The organism is Microbacterium sp. GXS0129, from assembly GCF_044769785.1.
GTDB lineage: Bacteria > Actinomycetota > Actinomycetes > Actinomycetales > Microbacteriaceae > Microbacterium > Microbacterium nymphoidis.
Genome location: NZ_JBIZVZ010000002.1, coordinates 734,967 through 755,158, shown reverse-complemented (window position 1 = coordinate 755,158; position 20,192 = coordinate 734,967). Strand labels below are relative to the sequence as shown.

Genomic DNA, 20,192 nt, shown 5'->3' with positions numbered 1-20,192 from the left:
CGTCTGGCGCGTCGGCAGGGGCCGCCGGTGCTTCGGTGGCCAGTGCTGCGGAGCCCTCGGAGGTCGCTTCCGGCGACGAAGGAGCTGCCGACGCGGCAAGCGGATTCCGCGTCTCGCTGTCGAACTTCGATGGCCCGTTCGACCTGCTGCTGAGCCTGATCTCGGCTCACGAGGTGGATATCACCGAGGTGTCGCTCAGTACGGTCACCGACGAGTTCATCGCCTACCTCCGGGACCTCGATGACCCGTCCGAGCTGGACCAGGCGAGCGAGTTCCTGGTGGTGGCGGCGACGCTGCTGGACATGAAGGTGGCGGGCCTGCTGCCGCAGGGTGAGCTGGTGGACGCTGAATCCGTCGCCCTGCTGGAGGCACGGGATCTGCTGTTCGCCCGGCTCCTGCAGTACCGCGCGTTCAAGGAGGCGTCGCAGTGGTTCGCCGCCCACCTGGATCGTGAAGCGCGCCGCCACACCCGCGCCGTACGGCTGGACGAGAAGTACCGCGCGCGCGTTCCCGAGCTGATCTGGACCGCGACCCTCGACGACTTCGTGGCCACCGCGCTCATCGCCTTCGCACCGCGGACCCTGCCCACCGTGGGCCTCGACCACCTCCATGCCCCGCTCATCTCCATCCGGGAACAGGCGGCCATCGTGGTGATGCAGCTGCGCAGTCGCGAGCAGATGTCCTTCCGGGAACTGGTCGCCGACGCCGACGGCCCGGGCGTAGTCGTGGCGCGCTTCATCTCCATCCTCGAGCTGTATCGTCACGCGGCCATCACCTTCGAACAGCTCGAACCGCTGGGCGAGCTCACCCTGCGATGGGTGGCCGAGACCTGGTCCGATGAGACCCTTGCCGCACTGGGAGCCGACTATGACCGATGACCTCGCCACCGATGTGACCGCTGCCGTCGAGCCAGAGGACCGGCCGCTGACCGATGCGGAGATCGCGCAGCGCGTCGAGGCGATTCTGCTCATCGTGGAGGAGCCGCAGTCGATCGTGAGTCTCGCCGCTGCCGTCCAGGCTCCCACCGCGGCGGTCCGTCGCGTGGTCCGGGCGCTGGCCGCCGACTACGACGGGGAGAGCGGTGGGCCTCGCCGGGGGTTCGAACTGCGCGAAGTGGGAGGCGGCTGGCGCTTCTACGTCCGTGCCGAGCACGACGACATGGTCTCCGACTACGTCAACGCGCAGGCGCCGTCGAGGCTCTCGCAGGCCGCGCTGGAAACCCTCGCCGTGATCGCGTACAAGCAGCCGGTCACCCGCAGTCAGGTGGCGTCGATCCGCGCCGTGAACGTCGATGGCGTAGTGCGCACGCTCGTGGCGCGCGGACTGATCACCGAGCTGTTCACCGATTCCGAGACCGGCGCCATCAACTACGGCACGACGGATGCGCTGCTCACCTACCTGGGCATCAACTCCCTCGACGAGCTGCCCCCGATCTCTCCGCTGCTCGATGACGGTGCCGACGGATTCGACGGCGTGATTGCGTAGGCCGAGAATGGATATGTCGTCCTCGCGCGAGGACGGCTCGCTGATGTGAATGAGAAGACTGACGAATGAACATGACCGACGACACGAGTGACGACAACCGGGTGCGGCTGCAAAAGGCGCTGGCGCACGCCGGGGTGGCGTCACGGCGCGTGGTGGAGGACATGATCGTCGCCGGACGCATTCGTGTGAACGGGGAGGTCGTCACTGAGCTCGGTTCGCGGGTCGACCCCGAGAACGACCTCATCGACGTGGACGGCACCGCCATCCAGCTGGACACCACGAAGCGGTACGTCATGCTGAACAAGCCCACCGGCGTGGTCAGCTCGATGAAGGACGAGCAGGGGCGCACGGACCTCCGTGCGTTCACCGCCGACTGGGAGGAGCGCCTCTACAACGTCGGCCGGCTGGATGCGGAGACCAGCGGTCTTCTCGTGCTCACCAACGACGGCGACCTGGCGCACGTGCTGGCGCACCCCTCCTTCGGTGTCACCAAGGTATACATCGCCAAGGTGCGCGGTGAGGTGCTCCCGCGCACGATCGCACAGCTGACCAAGGGCATCGAGCTGGAGGACGGGTTCATCCAGGCCGACAAGGCGCGGCTGCTGGACTCGTCCCGCGGCTCCAGTCTGGTGGAGCTGACCCTGCACTCCGGCAAGAACCGCATCGTGCGCCGGATGATGGCCGCGGTGGGACATCCGGTCACCGAGCTCGTGCGTCGCCAGTTCGGGCCGCTGCATCTGGGACCGCTGCCCATCGGCAAGGCGCGTGAGCTCACCGCCGCCGAGCGGGGTGCGCTGCTCACGATCGCTCGCGAGGCGAAGAGCTGACGAGGTTTTCTTCCACGCCATGAACGCGGACTTCGTGGAGGTGACGGGTGCTCCGTCGTACGCCGCCGCCCACGCAGTTACCCAAACGTGGTTCGCGGGACGAGTCGATCTCCTGGGCGACGTCGAGAAGCCCGGCGTCATCGTGCTGGCGCTCGTGGCGCGTCACGCGGATACGGCGACGCAAAACGCAGCGCTTGCATCCCTGTTCGTTGATCTCGTGACGCATACCGACTGGGGCTTGCGAGTCATCAACGGCAGCACGGAGGACATCATCGGTGTTCGGCACCGAGGATGATGCGCTGTGTCCCTGGGGGATGAGAACGCTGCGAATCCATGACGCATTCGCCGATTCGCTCATGGACTGGGTGAATGCTCCTGCACTCGGGACCGGGGCGGAGCCCGAAGTTCCCAGGCGGTGACGTGCGCGCCCGGTAGACTGGTGCGTCGGTGTGCCCCGCGCCGTCCCCGCCGCTGAACTGGAGCTATCGTGACCGATCCCGCGACCCGCGTCGCATCGCGCCTGTCGGGCACCGTCCGCATCGTCGGCGCGGGCCTGCTCGGTGCGAGCATCGGTCATGCGCTGCGCTTGAAGGGCGTGGACGTCGCGCTGACGGACACTTCGCCGGCGCAGCTGCGCCTCGCGGTGGACTACGGCGCCGGCCGAGCCGCGGCCGCCCAGGATGAGCCCGTGCTCGTGGTGGTCGCCGTGCCGCCGGACGTGGTGGCCGATGTGATCCAGGCGGAGCTTGCGGCCTACCCGCGTGCCGTGGTCACCGACGTCGCGAGCGTGAAGCTGCAGCCATACCTCGAACTGCGTTCGCGCGGTGTCGACCTGTCTCGCTACATCGGCTCGCACCCGCTGGCCGGACGAGAGCGCGGGGGAGCAATCTCCGCCCGCGCCGACATCTTCACGGGGCGTCCGTGGGTGGTGTGCCGTGATGGCGAGACCTCCCGCGACGACCTCGTCCTGGTCGAATCCCTGGCTCTGGAGCTCGGCGCGATGCCGCTCGAGATGACGCCGGAAGAGCATGACCGCGCCATCGCGCTCACCTCCCACGTGCCGCAGCTGGTGGCATCGCTGCTGGCCGGCCGCTTCCGAACGGTCGACGAGGGACTGCTGCAGCTGGCGGGGCAGGGTGTCCGCGACACCACGCGCATCGCCGCCTCCGCACCCGAGCTGTGGGTGCAGATCCTGAGCGCCAACGCCGCCGAGGTGGTCGACGTTCTCGACCAGCTCGCGGGCGACCTCACCGCGGTGGCCGATGCGCTGCGCGCTCCCGACGTCCCCGGCGCTCGCCGGGAGATCGCCGAGACCATCCGCCGCGGAAACGAAGGCGTCGAGCGCCTTCCTGGCAAGCACGGCCAGTTCCGTCAGTTCGAGAAGCTGGTGGTCATGGTCGACGACACCGCCGGTCAGCTGGGACGCCTGTTCGGCGATCTCGGTGAACTGGACATCAACGTGGAGGACCTGCGGCTGGAGCATTCGCCCGGCGCGCAGTTCGGTCTCGCGGAGATCAGCGTGGACCCCTCCATCGTCCTGCGGGCCACGGCCGGGCTCGAAGAGCGGGGCTGGCGGATTGCGAGCATGAATGACTGAGGACATGACAGGCACGGCCGGACCGTTCATCATCGCGATCGACGGACCCGCCGGATCCGGCAAATCGAGCGTCTCCAAGGAGATCGCCCGGCGTCGCGGCTACGGCTATCTCGACACCGGTGCCGCGTACCGCGCGCTGGCATGGCTCGTGCTGGAGCGCGGCGGCGACACCGACGATGCGTCGGCCGTGCTCGCTGCCGCTGACGGCTTCGCGCCGGTGATCGGCCTCGACCCGGACGTGCGCCGGGTGATCGTGGAGGGCACCGATGTCACCGCCGCCATCCGTGAGCCGCGGGTCTCCGCGGCCGTGAGCGGCGTGGCGCGGATCCCCGCGGTCCGCACATATCTGAACGCGATGTTCCACGACATCGTGGCATCGTCCGGGCGTACGGCCGTGACGATCGAGGGGCGCGACATCACCACGGTGGTCGCGCCCGATGCGCCGGTGAGGATTCTCCTCACGGCGTCGCCCGAGGTGCGCGCCACGCGCCGGAGCAAGGAGCTGGTGGGCGAGGATGCCGCTTCGGTGGCCGCCGCCCTGCACAAGCGGGACGCGTCGGATGCTGCCGTCGTGGACTTCTTCGAGGCGGCTCCCGGTGTCGAGGTGGTCGATTCCAGCGACCTCGACTTCGAACAGACCATCGCCGCGGTGCTTTCCGTGGTGGACCGCAGGAGCGGAGAGACATATGTCGACTGAAGAATATGAAGGCGCGCCCGACCAGCTCGAGGAGAAGCTCGCGAGCATGGACGAGGAGCTCATCGAGGCGCGCGCAGCCACGCTGCGCTCCAGCCTCGAGGAGTACGACCTCGACGAGGAGGATGCGGCGCTGCTGCAGACCGTCTTCGTCGACGAGCACGGGATGGAGTACTCGCCGGCGCTGCCGGTGGTCGCCATCGTGGGTCGTCCGAACGTGGGCAAGTCCGCGCTTGTGAACCGCATCCTCGGTCGTCGCGAGGCCGTCGTGGAGGACACCCCCGGTGTCACCCGTGACCGCGTCACGTACAAGGCCGAGTGGCTGGGTCGTCGTTTCTCGCTGGTGGACACCGGCGGGTGGGAGCCGGATGCCCGCGGCATCGACGCGTCGGTCGCCGCGCAGGCGGAGATCGCCATCGACCTCGCCGACCTGGTGCTGTTCGTGGTCGACGCGATGGTGGGCGCCACGTCCACCGACGAGCACGTCGTGAAGCTGCTGCGCAAGTCCGGCAAGCCGGTGTTCCTCGTCGCGAACAAGATCGACGATGCGCGTCAGGAGCCCGAGGCCGCCGTGCTCTGGAACCTCGGTCTGGGGGAGCCACACCCGGTGTCGGCCATCCACGGTCGTGGCGTGGCGGACCTGCTCGACGAGGTCATGGAGAAGCTTCCGGAGGTGTCCGCGGTCGCCAAGCAGGAGATCGGCGGTCCCCGTCGTGTCGCGATCCTGGGCCGTCCGAACGTGGGCAAGTCGTCACTGCTGAACAAGGCGGCGGGCGAAGAGCGCGTGGTCGTCAACGACCTCGCCGGCACCACGCGTGACCCGGTGGATGAGATCGTCGAGCTCGGCGGCAAGCTGTGGCGCTTCGTCGACACCGCCGGTATCCGCCGTCGCGTTCACCTGTCGCAGGGCGCCGACTTCTACGCGTCGCTTCGCACCTCCGCCGCGCTGGAGAAGGCGGAGGTCGCGGTGGTCGTGCTCGACGTGTCGGAGCCCATCAGCGAGCAGGACGTCCGCATCATCGACCTGGTGCTGGAGTCTGGGCGTGCCCTGGTGCTCGCGTACAACAAGTGGGACCTCCTGGACGACGAGCGTCGCCGCTACCTGGAGCGCGAGATCGAGCAGGACCTGGCGCACGTCGCCTGGGCTCCGCGCGTGAACATCTCGGCCCGTACCGGTCGTCACCTGGAGAAGCTCGTTCCCGCGCTGGAGCTGGCACTGGACTCCTGGGACACCCGCATCCCGACCGGAAAGTTCAACGCGTTCCTGTCGGAGCTCGTGGCCGAGCACCCGCACCCGCTGCGTGGTGGCAAGCAGCCGCGCATCCTCTTCGGTACGCAGGTGGCCACGCGTCCGCCGACATTCGTGCTCTTCACGACGGGCTTCCTGGACCCCGGTTACCGCCGCTACATCCAGCGCCGCCTCCGCGAGCTGTACGGCTTCGAAGGCTCGCCCATCGTCATCAACATGCGCGTGCGCGAACGCCGCCAGCGTTGAGTCGGTACAGAACCGCCCCGGGAGACCGGGGCGGTTCTGTGTTTGCGGGGGACACGTTCGGGTGGGCCGCTGGGCTGGCGCGTCAACGTTGTCGATCACGGATATTCGGTCGCGGCTTCTCGGTGATGCCGCACCCTTCCCTCCTCAACCACGCCCCGTGGGCCGGTCTCGGCGCTTCACCGGGCCCTGACCGTCGTCCGCGCGCGTCATGGGGCGCAACGCGCGGGGTATTCACGGTCCCACCCCTCGTGGGGTGTGGGAGTCTGGAAGGGTGACGATCGTGCCCCCTACTCCCGGTGAACCGCGTCGACCGCAGGGGCCGCGTGATCCGGGCGATGCGTGGGTGATCGCCGAGGACGGCACGAAGTACTGGGGCGCCTTCGGCGCGGCCGGTCTGCTGGCCGTCGACGAGGTGCGTGGCGTGCTGCTGCAGAAGCGCGTCGAGTGGAGTCACTTCGGTGGCACCTGGGGAATCCCCGGTGGTGCCCTGCACCAGGGTGAGGACGCTGTCACCGGTGCGTTGAGGGAGTCCGAAGAAGAGGCCGCCGTGCCGCCCGGGGCCGTCCGCCCGCTGCTGACGCGCGTGCTGGATCTGGAGATCTGGCAGTACACGACGCTGGTTGCGACGGTCGAGGAGCCCTTCGTCCCCGAGATCTCGGATCCCGAGAGCCTCGAACTGCGCTGGGTGCCGCTGGATGAGGTCGAGGACCTTCCGCTGCATCCGGGCTTCGGTGCTGCATGGCCCGAGCTTCGTCGCCTGCTCGACCTGCGTCCGGTGATCGTGGTGGACGTCGCGAACGTCGTTGGTTCCGTGCCGAACGGCTGGTGGAAGGACCGTGCGGGCGCATCCGCTCGCGTGCTGGAGCGGCTGGCCCGGCTCGCGTCCGAGGGCATCGCTGGTGATCGCTTCGGCGAGCCGAACGTGCGGTGGTTCCCGTGGATCGTCGCGGTGCTCGAAGGCGAGGCCCGTGCGGCGGAGGACGTGGACGGTATCACCGTGATGCGCGCCGATGGGCTGGGCGACGAGGCCATCGTCGCCGCCGTTGCGCTCGCCGGCCACGAGGAGGATCTCGCTCCGCGGGTGACCGTGGTGACGAGTGATCGTGAGTTGCAGGATCGGGTGTCGGCGCTGGGCGCGACCCCGCGGGGCGCGCACTGGATTACGGAGCTGTTGGGGGAGTAGGCGGGCGGCCGCGTCGCCGGGGAGTCCCTTCTGCCCGCTCAGGCGCTTCCCGATTGCTACTCGTCGTCGTAGCCGTCGAGGTCTCGACCGCGCAGCCGGTCGATGTCGCGGCGCTCGCGTTTCGTGGGTCGTCCCGCGCCGCGGTCGCGTTTCGCGAAGACCCCGAGCTCGCTCGCGCTGGGGCGCGGAGGCGTGCGGTCTTCCGCCGCGAGGGCGGCGAGCGGTGCGCCGACTCGTTTCGTGATGAGCTGGCGGACCGCGAGAATCCGGTCGAATCCTTCGATGCGGATGCGTATCTCGTCACCGATCCGCACCGGTTGCGCTGCTTTGGCCCGTTCTCCGTTGACGCGGACGTGTCCCGCGCGGCACCCCGCCGTCGCGGCGGAACGGGTCTTGTAGACGCGGACAGCCCAGAGCCAGCTGTCGACGCGTGCGCTGTCGCTCACGCGGGGGTTTCGTTCTGTCGGCGGCGGAGGGTGGCGAGAGCACCGGCCGCGATGAGGCCTTGCCCGAGCGTGTAGGTGAACATGACGGCCGCGTCGGTGAGCGGCGGGGTGAGGTCGGGCAGAAACAGCATGAACGCGAGGATCGTGTCAGATGCGAGGAAGAACAGCGCCCCGACCAACACCATCGGAGAGCAGCGGGTGGCGAACGCGGCGGTGAGCCCGAGCACGATGCCGTATGCGGCGACCGCGACGGCGAGTTCCTTCGCGGCGGGCGCGATCACGATGACCATCGCCGCCCACCACACGACGAGAAGTGCGGCCGCGAGCGGGAACTTCCGCACGCGCAGGTGACGCCAGAAGAGGGCGATGTAGGCGAGGTGCGCGATGCCGAAGAACGCCAGCATCATGGGCAGCGTCGGCAGGAACGGGACGAAGGTTCCTGCGCCGTCGCCGAGCCAGGAGAAGAGGATCGCGGTGAGCAACAGGGCGATGGGCGCGGTGGCGCGGAGTCCCCTGGCGCCGACGAGCACAGCGAACGCGAGCAGCGGCATGAGCCCGAGCTTCGTCGGCGCGGCGAGTGCGTCGTTGTGGAAGGCGAGGGCGATCACATGGACGGTGGAGAGCGCGATGAAGGGGAGGAACGCCCAACGGGGGACCCGACGGGTGCTGGCGCTTGGCTGCGACGGGGGCCGGTGTTCTGCGGCCGGCGCGGCGGGTTGCGTCGTGCGGGGGCCGCGGGGTGTCTTGTTGCGCCGGTTTCCGGCAGACGTGGGCGGGGTCGCACGTGTCCCGTCAACGCTTGTGTCACGGCTCCGCGTGATGGTCGCGTCCGCCGTGGCCTCTGCGCTGTGCGTCTCAGCGCTGGCCGTACTGTTCGCGACGTGCGCATCCGTGTTCTCGTTGTCTGCCCGATCGGCAGCGTCTGCTTCCGCATTGGCCTCGGCGTCCGCTTCCAGAATGCGAGCATTCGCCCCGGTCGGTTCCGGAGTGAGTGCGTCCGTGATGCCCGCTTCGTCGCTGACCGGGGTATCGGCTTGCCCGTCGAACGGGGCATCTGCTTCGGACTCGTTCGTTCCGATCACCGAGTCCTCGCCCGCGCGCCGATCAATGTCGCTCTGTTCCGCTGCGACTTCCGCGCCGGCCGTCGCCTCTGCGTTCACATCCGCGCCGGAACGCATGGCAGCAGCACGCTGGCTTCGCTGTTCGTCAGTCTGCTCGGCGTCGGGGGAGCGGCTTTCCACGGTGACCTCCTCGTGGTGGATGTCCCCTCATCGTAGGGTCGCTATTCAGCGGCGACCGGGAGCGACAGGGTCATCACCGCGCGTCCGTTCGACGGGCGGCTGGAGACCGAGAAACCGCTCTCCTCGAACATTGCGAGCGTGCCGTGGAAGAGTTCGTTGGCGGAGCGCTTCACCTCCGCCGTATCGACCGGATATCCCTCGATCACGCGGGCCCCGTGATCGCGGGCATACTCGACGGCCGCGTCCAGCAGGAGGTGCGCCAGTCCGATCCCGCGGTGGTCGCGACGGATGACGAAGCAGGTGACAGCCCAGACTGTCGGATCGTCGAGCGGTTCGGCGCTCCCCGACGTGACGAGCCGGGTGCGGGCGATGCGCGCCTGCAGAGTGCGCGGTCCGACGCGCACCCACCCCGCTGGCACGTTGTCGACGTAGGCGACGAGCCCGGGGGAGACGGGCGATCCGAGCTCCTCTTCGAATCGGACTTCCTTGTCGGCGCGGGTGGTGCCGCGGAACTCCGCGTTGGGCATGGTCCACCACTGGCACTGGCAGCTCGGTCCATCCCCGCCTCCGGTGATGGCATGTTGCACGTCTGCGAATCGCTCCGCGCTTGCGGGTTCGATCGTGATGTTCGCCATGATCTGCACCCTACGCCGACCCTCCGACACGCGCGACTGCCCCGGTTCGCGACTGCCGTCCGGACCGGGTAGGATGAATGAGTTGCCTCCGTGGAGGTGAGAAAACTGAACAACGGGCTGTGGCGCAGCTTGGTAGCGCACTTGACTGGGGGTCAAGGGGTCGCAGGTTCAAATCCTGTCAGCCCGACCGAGAGGTCCCGGAAACTCAAGGGTTTCCGGGACTTTTTCTGTAGGTGGATGTGATCCGGTCATCGAAAACCCATCACTTTGACGCTCTCACGGCTATCTCCGGCCGTCGTGCTCCGGTAGCGGAGCGACCGTGGCGGTTGCTCCCGGTTCGTGGGTGGGAGCAGGACGCACCTGTTCGGTGTGGACACCGAACACAGCCCGGCCGGCAACCCCTGGGGCCTGGAGCCGCTGCTCGACGTCGGCGAGCTCGCCGCCTATCTGGGCGTACCCGTCTCGACGGTCTACGACTGGCGCACTCGGGGCCTCGGTCCGCGGGCGTATCGCTTCGGGAAGCATCTGAAGTTCGCTCTCTCGGACGTGCGGATCTGGATCGAGCAGCAACGCGACCCCGAGCCGCCAGCACCGGCGGGTGGGCGGTGATCCGATGAGCCGGCAGCGCCTGACCATCGGCACCTTCGGGGAGATCGGCCACCTCGTGAGGCCCAGCGGGCGGGTCGTCGCGCGCGCCCGCTACCGTGACTGGGACGGCAAGACCCGGCTCGTCCAGGCGACCGGGGATACACGGAAGTCCGCCGAGCGGCGTTGAAGGCGAAGGTCGCCGACCGGAGCCTCTTCCAGCCGTCGTCCTCGGCGCTCACGCCGGACAGCCCGTTCCCGGATCTCGTCGCGTACCAGCCTGTACCGCGTGCTGCCCAAGGCATCGATCGCGCAGGGCACGGCGGCGCTGTTCATCATGGTGCAACTTTTCGCTTCGGCGGGCGTGACCCTCGTGGGCTTCCTGACGGAGGCCTCTGCCAACCCCGCGTCCAGCGCCTACTTCGTGATCGCGGGCGTGGCTGCGGTCGTGACGGGGAGGCGTCCCTCATGCCCGCAGCCCCGGAGCGTCCCGCGGTCGCGGCATACTCCTCGGCGACACGTGCGCCGAGGAGTATGTGTCACCGAGGGGGTCTGCCCGAGGCATCAACCGCATCGCACCCGCGCGGACGCGGGTCGGAGCAACAGGAACAGCGCGACCACGGGGAAGAGGAACAGCCAGAGGTTCGGCGCCCACCAGGCGAGGTCGAACTCGCAGCGGATGGCCCAGAAGTTCAGGGCCATGAGCCCGGCGGCCGCCGTCAGGGAGAGGGAGACCAGCATCAGGCTCCGGCCGGCCGGATGCCCGCAGCGGGAGAGGACGAGGCTCAGCAGACCGGTCGTGATGGCGATGAGGTCGAGACCGAAGAACGACCAGTTCCAGTCCTTCATGATCTGCCCGCCACCGACCGAGAGGACGCCGGCGGCCGTCGCGACCCAGTATGCGAGGAAGCCGAGATCGGTCCACAGCATCGTCGCCTTCACCCGCCGCGTCAGGCGGTCGTCCTGAGGCCGGTCAGGCATCGGTGGCCTCATCGATGAGGCGGGTCAGCCGGGACTTCAGCTCAGCCGCGGTGGCCGCATCCGGCTGGGCCAGATCGGCGAAGGCCGCGAGCCACCAGCCGTCCATTGTGAGCCGGATCATCGTGCTCGTCGTGGGATCGATGCCGTCGTCTTCGATCATCGACTGCCAGCGTTCGAAGTGCCGGCGCAGGATCGCCAGCATGCTCGTGTCCACGGCCACCGTCGCAACGAGCGCTGCGGCGATGCGCCCGGATCCTTCCCCCGGAAGCGCTGCGGCGATGTACGCGCGGGTTCGGGCCCCGGGGGTGTCACCCGCCCGTTCGAGGGCCTGATCAAAGCCGCCCACCGCATGATCGATCAGGCCTTCCAGCAGTGCCTGCTTGGACGCGAAGTGGTAGCGCAGTCCGCCCACGCTGAGGCCGGCTTCCGCGGCGACGCGACTGATCGTGAAAGCCTCGACGCCGTCGCGGATCAGCGCGGTCGCGGCGGCAGTGAGGATCCCGTCGCGGACGGCTGGTGTCTCCTTGTGCATGCGTTTACTGTACCGCACGTGCGGTACAGTAAACGCCTCGCGCCGCAATCGGAGAGGAGAAGGCGAATGCTCGTATGGCTGATGCTCGGGGGAGCGATCCTGCTGGAGGTGGTGGCCACGCTGTCTCTGAAAGCCTCGGACGGACTCACGCGGTGGCCGTGGCTCATCCCCGTTGTCGGGGGCTACGTCGGTGCCTTCGTGATGCTGTCCCAGGTGCTGCGCCTGGGCATGCGCGTGGGCACCGCATATGCGACCTGGGCGGGGGCAGGGGTGGCGCTGACCGCGGTTCTCGCCTGGGTGGTCTTCGGGGAACGCCTCACGTGGACGATGGGCGCGGGGCTGGTTCTCATCGTGGCCGGAGTCGCGCTGGTCGAGCTCGGTGGGGTGACGGAGTGACGTGCGGGGCCCGCACATTCTGGAACGCAACGCGAATCCCGGATTAGAGTCGTCGTCGTGACCCCAGAGGACCTTCACCGCCCCGTCGGCATCTTCGACGCGGGGATCGGCAGCTACGATCTCGTGCGCCGGATCCGTGCCGCCTATCCGCAGCAGGACGTGCTGTACCTCGCGGATCGCGCGAGCTTCCCGTACGGAGCGCAGAGCGAATCGTCGCTCCTGGACAGTGTGAGCCGCGCGGCCCGTGCTCTGGAGCGTCTCGGTGCGAGCTCGATCATCCTGGCCTCCAATGCGCCGAGCGTGACGGTGCTCGAACCTCCGCGCGAGCGGTTGAGCGGCCCGATCCTGGGCGTCGTGCCGCCGGTGCGTGCGGCCCTCGCCGCCCTGCCCGACGACCGGACCCTCGTCGTCGCCGGCGCAAGCGTGCTCGTGCATAGTGAATCGCTGGAGCGCCTGATCGCCATGGAGGCCGGTGACGACGCGGACCGCGTGCACGCCGTTCCCGCCGACGCGCTGATCGCCCTCGTCGAGTCCGGGGCATTCCTCGACCGCGCGCAGGTCGCGCAGCCCATCGCCGACTTCCTCGCGGCGCTTCGTGATCAGCACCCGCGCCTGGGTGGGCTGTCGCTGTCGAGCACTCATCTGCCGTGGCTCGCTCCCGCGATCGCGCAGGAGGCGCCGGACCTCTTCCTGTTCGATCCCGCCGACCAGGTCGTCGCCGAGTTCGCGCCGCTGGCTACGCCGGGGGAGGGCAGGCTGGTATCTCTCGCGACGGAATCGCCGAGCCACCCCCTCGCCGAGTTCCAGTCGATGCTGCAGCGCATGCGGCTGGACATCACACCCACGCTGGTTGAGCTCTGACGGGCCGATGGCCCGGCTCGCGGCGGCGAATCAGCGGCGGGGTGTGAGGAGGAGCCGGCATGACTGCCACCGTGGATCTGCGCGTGCGGTTCTCCGTCGATGACGACGAACTCGGCCGTCTCCATGCCCGCGCCTTCGGAAGCCCCGACGCGGGCACCACGCCCTGGCGGGCCCGCCTCGAGCGGCACAGCGTGGCGTGGGTGGGTGCCTTCGACGGGAACGAACTGGTCGGATTCGTCCATGCCTGCGGCGACGGCGGAACCCACGCGTTCGTGCTGGACACGATCGTCGATCCCGGACACCAGCGGCGGGGAATCGCGTCAGCGCTGATCCACACACTGCGGGCCGAGGTCACCGCCGCGGGATATTCCTGGCTGCACGTGGACTACGAACCCGCGCTCGAATCCTTCTATGCGTCCTGCGGATTCCGCAGCACGCTGGCGGGGCTCATCCGCCTGGACTGATCTTCGGAGGCTGATGAACCGTTCATCGCGCGCAACTCGCTCCTATCCCGCAGGTTCTGGAGCCAATCGCGCGCAATGAAACGAGGCAGGCGACCGCACGGAGATCTCGCAGGGCGGCGTCGATAGCGTGGACGATCATGAGCGACCACTTCGATCAGCTCCCGATGCTGCCGATCGTCATCCCCTTCGGCATCCTCGTCTTCGGGCTTCTGCTGTGGCGGCTGGCCGTCATCCGTCTGGTCAGCCCCGGCCGGGTCGCTGTCGCGGCCGCGCTCGCCGTGTATGCAGCGGGAATCGTCGCGAACACCGTCTTTCCGATCTACGCGAACGTCAGCCCCCGCGCCGAGCCCTGGTACACCGGTGTGGTGTTCGTGCCGTTCGTCGACTACGAGATCGGGGATGCGGTGCTCAACGCCCTCATCTTCGTGCCGCTCAGCATGCTGCTGACCTTGGTGCTCGCACGACCGACCTGGTGGAAGGTCCTCATCGCAGTGACCGCGACGAGCCTCGGGATCGAGCTCACGCAGCTGGCGGTGCAGGAGCTGTTCGGCGGCGGTCACATCGCGGACGCCAGTGACCTCGTCAGCAACGTCGCCGGCGGCATGCTGGGATACGGTCTGCTGGTGCTGCTCCTGCGCGTGCCCGCGCTGGCGCGTCTGATCGCGCACTTTCGCTGGGCTCCCGTCGTCGACACGACCGAGGCGGTGTCGCTCCGATCCTGACATCACCCCGGAAGCACCGTGTGAGGGCAGTCCGTGTCCCGGGCTGCTGGAGCCCGCTCGCGCGAGCGGATTCACGAGCAGTCCGAGCCGGCAGAGGGTGCGGCCTCCAGCCTCCACGTGGGGACGTTGCTGAGGGGAAATCAGCGGAGCACGGGAGGTCTCCCGGTTCGCGGCGCTGCAACACGCGGCCGTGCTCCGTGCTCCGATCGCACGCTCACGCGGATGCGTCGCGGCGTCGTCGCCGGGGCACGCGGTGAAGCGCACGGACGCGTCACCGCACGACGGTGATCTCCGACCTGCTCACGGAGGGCCAGCGCGCGAGGGCGCTCAGTACCCGCCGTCGTGATGCCTCGATGTGGGTGCGCAGGAATTCTGCGCTGCGCTCCGCATCGCGGGCCTCGACGAAGCGCACGACGTCCTGAAGCGCGCTCACGCGGCCGCCGAGTTCGTCGAACTCGGACTGGATGACCAGCCGCCAGACGCGGCTGAGCTCGCCGATGAGACGACGGTGCGCTGCGATGAGGTAGGAGTTCTCCGTGGCCTCGGCGAGCAGCGTGAAGATGTGCAGGGCAGCATCGATCGCGGTCAGTAGGTTCTCGCGCGTCGCGGCATCGTCGTCGGGAACCACACGGGCGCTCAGTCGTGATCCGTTCTCGACCACCCGCGCGAGCTGATCGTCGGACAGTGCGGGAATTCCGGTGCGCGCGATCTCGGGAGCGAGCAGTGCCCAGAAGTCGAAGAGCTTGCCCACGGAGTGCAGCGACAGCGGTGCGACGACCGACCCCTGGCGCGGTTGCGTGATCAGCAGTCCCTCCTGGTCGAGGCGCGTCATCGCATTGCGCACAGCTGCCATGCTCATGCCGAGGTCGGCGACCAGCCCGCGCTCCGTCACCTTCTCGCCCGGTGCGAGCCGGCACGACAGGATGTCGTCTCGGATCCGGTTGTAAGCCACCTCAGACAGTGGAAGCTCGCTTCCTGTCGCCGCGCGCTGCGCCGATGCGGACATCCAGCCACTCTCCCGTCAGATCGCTCGCGCGGCTCCGGCCGCCGCGCCTTCGAACACAGATTACCCCTCTTGCGATCCCTGATTCACAGTCGTAACATCTGAGACATGCTTACGTGACATGTCACGTTGTTTCCACAACTCACGTTGTGAATCTGAAGGAGCAAGAGATGAAGTTCGTCACCTTCCACCGCCCCGGGGACCTGAGACCGCGCCTCGGCGTCGACAACAACGATGGTGAGACCTACACAGACCTCACCGCTCGCTATCCCGACGACCCGGCATTCGCGTCCATGCTCGCTCTGATCGACGGGGGAGAACGCGCGCTCGACCGCGCGGCGGAGGCGTACCAGCAGATCGACGAGTCTGCTCTCGTGATGCGTGATGTCGTCACTCTGCTCGCTCCCTTCACTCCGCGGCGTATGCGCGACTGCGGACTGATGGTCAGCCATTTGCGACAGAGCATCTCCCGGACCGCTCGCTGGCTCACGGAGAACACCCGGACTCCGCACTCGTACGGCGAGTTCTATCGGCAGATGGACGGCGCGTTCAACGCGCTGTACGACCCCTCCACCCCGGTGCAGTTCGCGGAACGCGACCCCGCCACGGTATCCGCACCGAACGCCGTCCTGGAGTGGCCCGCCGACAGCGAGTACCTGGACTACGAGCTCGAACTCGCGGCCGTCATCGGGACCACGGGCTCGAACATCGCGCCTGAGAATGCCGAGTCGCACATCTTCGGCTACACCGTCTACAACGACTGGTCGCTGCGCGACGTCCAGGCGCGCAACGCCCTGGCCGGAGCCGGAGCGCACGGGAACGCGAAGGACTTCGCGCACTCCAACCCGTTCGGACCCTGCGTGGTCACGCGGGACGAGATCGGCGATCCCGGTGCGCTGCGCATGAGCGTGCGCGTGAACGGTGAGGTGTGGGGCGAGGGCTCTTCCTCGCAGATGCTGCACTCCTTCCCCGAAGCGGTGGTCCAGCTAAGCGCACGCGAAGAGATCGTCGCCGGCGAGGTGTGGGGGACCGGAACCGTGCGCAACGGGTCGTCCTTCGAGATCGGTCGACGCCTGCCGCGCCCGGCTCTCGTCGAGCTCGACATCGAGAAGATCGGCGTTCTGACCCAGTACGTCGTACCGAAGCCGTAACAACCGCGAACAGGAGAGAGAAATGAACGCAGCAGCACCCGCCCTGGAAGGCGACCCTCGCCTCATCCGCCTGAGCGATGACGTCTACGTCTTCGGTACCTATCCGTACTCGGGCCTCGTGGTCACCGACGAGGGCTGTGTCGCCATCGACGGTCCCATGTCACCGGGACGGGCAGCCGTGTGGAAGGAGTTCATCGCGACCAAGGGGGCGCTGCGCTTCCAGATCTACTGTGAGCACCACTCCGATCACGCCGTGTCCGCACCCATCCTGCAGCCCGAGGTTCTCATCACCTCCGAGACCACCGCGGCGGGCCTCGACAGCGACGAGGCCGCTCGTGAGGCCATGCGCACCTGGGGCTACTATCCGGACTCCGATCCGGCGTTCATCGATGCCTTCGAGATGGCCCGGCCCACGATGACGTATCGCGGACGGATGAACTTCGCGCTCGGCGGGAAGCGATTCACGCTGTTCGAGGCGCCGGGACACACCATGGGATCGACCATCGTGCATGCCGTCGACGACCGGGTCGCCTTCATCGCCGACACCGGCACCACCCCCGCCATCCAGTCGGGCAATCCGATCTCCTGGCTCACGACGATCGCGCTCCTGGAGACACTCGACGTCGACTGGTACGTCCAGGGGCACTCCGACCCGCTCAAGCGCGAGGACCTGCACTACTGGCGCACGAAGCTGCTCGCCGCGCTCGATCAGGCCCGTGTCGATCACGCCGAGGGGGTCACGCCCCAGCAGGTCGCCGAACGCGGCGGTGTGCTCTCGGTTGCCGAGCTGCTGCACGTGCCCTTCGTCGGTCGCGAGGACATGCCGCCGCGACTGCGCGAGGCGGCCGGACGGGAACTGCAGGAGTGGAGCGTCGAGCGGATGTACGAGGCTCTTCGTGCGCACCCCACCGACGCGCCGGGCGCTGCTCTGGGGCCCGTGCTGCGAGAGATCGTCTGATCCGCCGGGCATGCTGCGGGCTCGCTCTCGCAGCATGCCCGCTCACACAGGAAGAGTGCGCATGAGTCACAATGCCCACATCGCCGGCGTCGGCATGACGCCGTTCGGGGTGCACGAGAACGACACGGTCGGCGGTCTCACGGCTCGCGCCGTGAATGACGCACTGCACGACGCGGGGATCGCCGTCGCCGAGATCGACAGCGTCTTCTTCGCCAACGCCACGCAGGGCGCTCTGGAGGGTCAGCTGATGGTGCCCGGCCAGGTCGCACTGCGGCGAATGGGCTTCGAGCGCGTTCCGGTCTTCAACGTCGAGAACGCGTGTGCAAGCGGATCGTCCGCGCTCAGCCTCGCCATCACCAGCGTGCGGGCCGGGGAATCGGAGATCGCGCTCGCGGTGGGCGTCGAGAAGATGAACGTCGGCGACCGGATGCGCAGCATGACCGTTTTCGACGGCGCGTACGACGTCTCGGATCCCGCCGCCCTCGATCGCATCCTTCGCGACCTCGGTGGCGAGGTCGATCTGAGCGCCGTGGGCCCGCGCAGCAGATTCATGGACATCTACGCGGCCATGGCACGCTCCCACATGGCCGCCTACGGCTCCACGCAGCGTCAGCTCGCGGCCGTGGCGGCGAAGAACCACCGGCATTCGGTGGCGAACCCGCTGGCGCACTTCCGCCGCGACATGAGCATCGAGGACGTGCTGGCCGGACGTCCGCTCGGGTTTCCGCTCACCGTGCCCATGTGCTCGCCTCTCACCGACGGTGCCGCGGCGGTGATCGTGTGCAGTGAGCCCGTGGCGCGTCGGCTCGCCGGCGATCGCAGCATCGAAGTGCTCGCCTGTGCGGTGGGAACGGGCACCACTCGCGCACCGGACGATTTCTCCCGTCACGTCACGCGCCTCGCGGGGCAGCGCGCGTTCGAGAGCGCCGGCGTGGGCCCCGCAGAGGTCGACGTGGCAGAAGTGCACGACGCGACCGCCTTCGGCGAGCTGCTGGTGAGCGAGCTGCTGGGACTGGTCGCGATGGGGGAGGGCGGGCCGGCTGCGGAAGCCGGAGTCACCTCGCTCGGCGGGCGGATCCCGATCAACACTTCCGGTGGCCTGGAATCCAAGGGCCACCCGCTCGCCGCGACCGGACTCGGTCAGGTGTTCGAGCTGGTGGCCCAGCTGCGCGGCGAGGCCGGAGCCCGCCAGGTGGAGGGTGCGCGCATCGCGCTCGCGGAGAACGGCGGCGGATTCGTGACGGGCGAGGAGGCCGTCGCGGTCGTCACGATTCTGCAGAACCGGCGGCGATGATGCCGTCACGATCATGAGAGGACACGGATGTCTGTCATCGACCTGTTCGACCGGGGCTGGCGCCAGAACCCGGGCGGCACCGCATACGTCATGGGCGAACGCCACTGGACCTACGAGGAGGCGGGCAAGCTCAGTTGCCGCATCGCCCACGCACTGCTGGACGCTGCACTGCCGGCAAACGTGCACGCGGCGGTGCTCGCCCCCAACGACCCTGTGGCGTGGATCTGCGTGCTCGGCATCTGGCGGGCGGGCAAGACCTGGGTGCCGCTTCACCCTGGCGAACCATCGGCGACCACCGCGCAGCTGATGCGGCGCTTAGACTGCACCGTGCTGTTCTTTCACAGCACGATGCGCGACGAGGCGCGGCAGATCATCGAGCTGGTTCCCGGCATCCGCCTCACCGTGTGCATCGATGCGGACGAGCGTGGCACGTTCCCGTCACTCGATGAGTGGACGCGGCACCAGCCCGCAACGAGACCGGCGGTCGGCTACGACCCGGACGACATCGTCATGATCTCGCCCACGGGCGGCACGACCGGACTGCCCAAGGGTGTGATGAACAGCCATCGTTCGCTGACGAATGCGTGTGCCCACCATCTCCTCGCCTTCCGGTACGCGGAGCCGGATCCGAAGGTGAACCTCGCGGCCGCGCCGTTGACGCACACCGCGGGAGTGCTGAGCCTGCAGACCACCGCCCGCGGCGGCACCGTCGTGCTGATCGAGCGGGCGGACCCCGCCTCCGTGGTGGAGGCGATCGAGCGCTTCGGGGTCACTGACCTGTTCCTTCCACCGACCGCGATCTACCGTCTGCTGGACTGGCTCGACGGACAGACCCGTGATTTCTCATCGCTGCGTTATCTGGCTCATGGCGCAGCGCCCATGTCGGTCGAGAAACTGAAGCGTGCGATCGAGGTCTTCGGCCCGGTCCTGATGGGCGGATACGGCCAGACCGAGGCCTTCGCGGCGATCTCCTTCGCGACGCCCGAGGACCGCTTCGTGGACGGCCGGCTGGCCCCCGACGACAGACTGAACAGCTGCGGGAGGCCGGGGCCGCTGTTGTCGGTCGAGATCCGCGACGACGACGCGCATCCCGTCGGCGTCGGTGTGAGCGGGGAGATCTGCGTACGCGGAGACCTGGTCATGCGCGGCTACTACAACGACCCGGAGAAGACCGCCGAGACGATCGTCGACGGCTGGCTGCACACCGGCGACATCGGCCACATCGACGCCGATGGCTACCTGTCGGTCACGGATCGCAAGAAGGACCTCATCATTTCCGGCGGCTTCAACGTCTACCCGAGCGAGGTGGAGCAGGTGATCTGGAGCCACCCCGCGGTGAACGACTGTGCGGTGATCGGGGCGCCGCACGACGACTGGGGGGAGATGGTCGTGGCCGTCGTGGAGCTGTCACGGGGACACAGCGTGACGCCGGAGGAGCTGATCGCGTGGGCGAAGGCTGGTCTCGGCAGCGTGCGGGCGCCGAAACGGGTCGATATCGTCGAGCAGCTTCCGCGCAGCGGGACGGGCAAGGTGCTGAAGCGTGCGGTGCGCGAGTCGTACTGGACCGCCAGCGGCCGACGCATCTAGGGAGCGTGTGTGAGGCGTGGTGCCGACCGCAGCGGGCAGTGCGTGCATCCATAGT

24 protein-coding genes and 1 tRNA gene are annotated in these 20,192 nt (G+C 68.4%); 19 read left to right on the top strand and 6 right to left on the bottom strand.

The genetic code is table 11. The features are described 5' to 3' along the window. The first annotated feature begins 35 nt into the window (after positions 1–35). The 8 genes from ACIQJ5_RS10015 (at position 36) to ACIQJ5_RS09980 (ending at position 7,281) form a co-directional block, all read left to right on the top strand. Positions 36–878 carry a segregation and condensation protein A gene (locus ACIQJ5_RS10015; RefSeq protein ID WP_402843450.1) on the top strand — a complete coding sequence of 281 codons (843 nt, stop codon included), beginning with the start codon at positions 36–38 and terminating at the stop codon, positions 876–878. Beyond that, on the top strand, positions 868–1,485 hold the full coding sequence (gene scpB, locus ACIQJ5_RS10010) for an SMC-Scp complex subunit ScpB (protein WP_231091917.1): 618 nt from the start codon (positions 868–870) through the stop codon (positions 1,483–1,485). Before ACIQJ5_RS10015 ends, scpB begins: the two co-directional genes overlap by 11 nt. 71 nt (positions 1,486–1,556) lie before the next feature. Next, complete coding sequence (locus ACIQJ5_RS10005) at positions 1,557–2,312, top strand: pseudouridine synthase (protein ID WP_402843353.1); 756 nt, start codon at positions 1,557–1,559, stop codon at positions 2,310–2,312. 19 nt (positions 2,313–2,331) lie between these two features. Next, positions 2,332–2,607 (top strand): hypothetical protein, encoded by a 276-nt coding sequence (locus ACIQJ5_RS10000; protein ID WP_402843350.1) that lies wholly within the window; start codon positions 2,332–2,334, stop codon positions 2,605–2,607. Positions 2,608–2,799: 192 nt separating this feature from the next. Continuing rightward, positions 2,800–3,909 (top strand): prephenate dehydrogenase, encoded by a 1,110-nt coding sequence (locus ACIQJ5_RS09995; RefSeq protein WP_231091919.1) that lies wholly within the window; start codon positions 2,800–2,802, stop codon positions 3,907–3,909. Next, positions 3,902–4,606: a (d)CMP kinase gene (gene cmk, locus ACIQJ5_RS09990; RefSeq protein WP_402843349.1), complete on the top strand. Its 705-nt coding sequence runs from the start codon at positions 3,902–3,904 to the stop codon at positions 4,604–4,606. The genes ACIQJ5_RS09995 and cmk overlap by 8 nt, the downstream gene beginning before the upstream one ends. Beyond that, positions 4,596–6,098, top strand: a complete 1,503-nt coding sequence (der, locus tag ACIQJ5_RS09985) for a ribosome biogenesis GTPase Der (RefSeq protein WP_402843346.1) — start codon at positions 4,596–4,598, stop codon at positions 6,096–6,098. The genes cmk and der overlap by 11 nt, the downstream gene beginning before the upstream one ends. A gap of 271 nt (positions 6,099–6,369) precedes the next feature. After that, positions 6,370–7,281, top strand: a complete 912-nt coding sequence (locus ACIQJ5_RS09980; protein WP_231091922.1) for an NUDIX domain-containing protein — start codon at positions 6,370–6,372, stop codon at positions 7,279–7,281. Positions 7,282–7,337: 56 nt separating this feature from the next. On the opposite strand, the gene ACIQJ5_RS09975 is transcribed toward ACIQJ5_RS09980, so the two are convergent. The 3 genes from ACIQJ5_RS09975 to ACIQJ5_RS09965 are packed head-to-tail and all read right to left on the bottom strand — an operon-like array spanning position 7,338 to position 9,603. Beyond that, positions 7,338–7,727, bottom strand: a complete 390-nt coding sequence (locus ACIQJ5_RS09975; protein ID WP_402843343.1) for an RNA-binding S4 domain-containing protein — start codon at positions 7,725–7,727, stop codon at positions 7,338–7,340. After that, on the bottom strand, positions 7,724–8,968 hold the full coding sequence (locus tag ACIQJ5_RS09970; RefSeq protein WP_402843341.1) for a lysoplasmalogenase: 1,245 nt from the start codon (positions 8,966–8,968) through the stop codon (positions 7,724–7,726). Before ACIQJ5_RS09970 ends, ACIQJ5_RS09975 begins: the two co-directional genes overlap by 4 nt. Before the next feature lie 41 nt (positions 8,969–9,009). After that, complete coding sequence (locus ACIQJ5_RS09965; protein WP_231091925.1) at positions 9,010–9,603, bottom strand: GNAT family N-acetyltransferase; 594 nt, start codon at positions 9,601–9,603, stop codon at positions 9,010–9,012. 113 nt (positions 9,604–9,716) lie between these two features. On the opposite strand from ACIQJ5_RS09965, the gene ACIQJ5_RS09960 reads away from it, so the two are divergent. From ACIQJ5_RS09960 to ACIQJ5_RS09950, 3 genes are all read left to right on the top strand, one after another. Continuing rightward, a tRNA-Pro gene (locus ACIQJ5_RS09960) sits at positions 9,717–9,790 on the top strand. Between the two features lie 182 nt (positions 9,791–9,972). Beyond that, positions 9,973–10,212, top strand: coding sequence for a helix-turn-helix domain-containing protein (locus ACIQJ5_RS09955; RefSeq protein WP_151459698.1), 240 nt, complete (start codon positions 9,973–9,975; stop codon positions 10,210–10,212). A gap of 4 nt (positions 10,213–10,216) precedes the next feature. Further along, positions 10,217–10,378 (top strand): hypothetical protein, encoded by a 162-nt coding sequence (locus tag ACIQJ5_RS09950; RefSeq protein WP_402843337.1) that lies wholly within the window; start codon positions 10,217–10,219, stop codon positions 10,376–10,378. A 374-nt stretch (positions 10,379–10,752) separates the two neighbouring features. On the opposite strand, the gene ACIQJ5_RS09945 is transcribed toward ACIQJ5_RS09950, so the two are convergent. After that, entirely contained in the window at positions 10,753–11,169 is a 417-nt protein-coding gene (locus tag ACIQJ5_RS09945; protein ID WP_402843334.1) for a DUF5360 family protein, read from the bottom strand. Continuing rightward, positions 11,162–11,701 (bottom strand): TetR family transcriptional regulator, encoded by a 540-nt coding sequence (locus tag ACIQJ5_RS09940; protein ID WP_402843331.1) that lies wholly within the window; start codon positions 11,699–11,701, stop codon positions 11,162–11,164. The genes ACIQJ5_RS09945 and ACIQJ5_RS09940 overlap by 8 nt, the downstream gene beginning before the upstream one ends. A gap of 66 nt (positions 11,702–11,767) precedes the next feature. Here ACIQJ5_RS09940 and ACIQJ5_RS09935 point away from each other — a divergent pair, with 66 nt between their 5' ends. The 4 genes from ACIQJ5_RS09935 (at position 11,768) to ACIQJ5_RS09920 (ending at position 14,144) form a co-directional block, all read left to right on the top strand. After that, entirely contained in the window at positions 11,768–12,097 is a 330-nt protein-coding gene (locus ACIQJ5_RS09935; RefSeq protein ID WP_231091934.1) for a multidrug efflux SMR transporter, read from the top strand. Between the two features lie 57 nt (positions 12,098–12,154). Next, entirely contained in the window at positions 12,155–12,958 is an 804-nt protein-coding gene (locus ACIQJ5_RS09930) for a glutamate racemase (RefSeq protein WP_402843327.1), read from the top strand. 59 nt (positions 12,959–13,017) lie between these two features. Then, positions 13,018–13,422 carry a GNAT family N-acetyltransferase gene (locus ACIQJ5_RS09925; protein ID WP_231091936.1) on the top strand — a complete coding sequence of 135 codons (405 nt, stop codon included), beginning with the start codon at positions 13,018–13,020 and terminating at the stop codon, positions 13,420–13,422. 137 nt (positions 13,423–13,559) lie between these two features. Continuing rightward, positions 13,560–14,144: a VanZ family protein gene (locus ACIQJ5_RS09920; protein ID WP_402843323.1), complete on the top strand. Its 585-nt coding sequence runs from the start codon at positions 13,560–13,562 to the stop codon at positions 14,142–14,144. Positions 14,145–14,415: 271 nt separating this feature from the next. On the opposite strand, the gene ACIQJ5_RS09915 is transcribed toward ACIQJ5_RS09920, so the two are convergent. Next, positions 14,416–15,150 carry a GntR family transcriptional regulator gene (locus ACIQJ5_RS09915; RefSeq protein ID WP_402843320.1) on the bottom strand — a complete coding sequence of 245 codons (735 nt, stop codon included), beginning with the start codon at positions 15,148–15,150 and terminating at the stop codon, positions 14,416–14,418. A 167-nt stretch (positions 15,151–15,317) separates the two neighbouring features. Here ACIQJ5_RS09915 and ACIQJ5_RS09910 point away from each other — a divergent pair, with 167 nt between their 5' ends. The 4 genes from ACIQJ5_RS09910 to ACIQJ5_RS09895 all read left to right on the top strand — a co-directional run bounded on the left by ACIQJ5_RS09910 (position 15,318) and on the right by ACIQJ5_RS09895 (position 20,137). After that, positions 15,318–16,298 carry a fumarylacetoacetate hydrolase family protein gene (locus tag ACIQJ5_RS09910; RefSeq protein WP_402843317.1) on the top strand — a complete coding sequence of 327 codons (981 nt, stop codon included), beginning with the start codon at positions 15,318–15,320 and terminating at the stop codon, positions 16,296–16,298. Between the two features lie 22 nt (positions 16,299–16,320). Next, positions 16,321–17,256 carry a hypothetical protein gene (locus tag ACIQJ5_RS09905; protein WP_402843314.1) on the top strand — a complete coding sequence of 312 codons (936 nt, stop codon included), beginning with the start codon at positions 16,321–16,323 and terminating at the stop codon, positions 17,254–17,256. A 61-nt stretch (positions 17,257–17,317) separates the two neighbouring features. Continuing rightward, the gene (locus ACIQJ5_RS09900; protein ID WP_402843311.1) at positions 17,318–18,550 is read left to right on the top strand and encodes a thiolase family protein; all 1,233 of its coding nucleotides are present in this window, start codon (positions 17,318–17,320) and stop codon (positions 18,548–18,550) included. 27 nt (positions 18,551–18,577) lie between these two features. Continuing rightward, a complete protein-coding gene (locus ACIQJ5_RS09895; RefSeq protein ID WP_402843308.1) occupies positions 18,578–20,137 on the top strand; it encodes a class I adenylate-forming enzyme family protein in 1,560 nt (519 codons plus the stop codon). Positions 20,138–20,192: the final 55 nt, after the last annotated feature.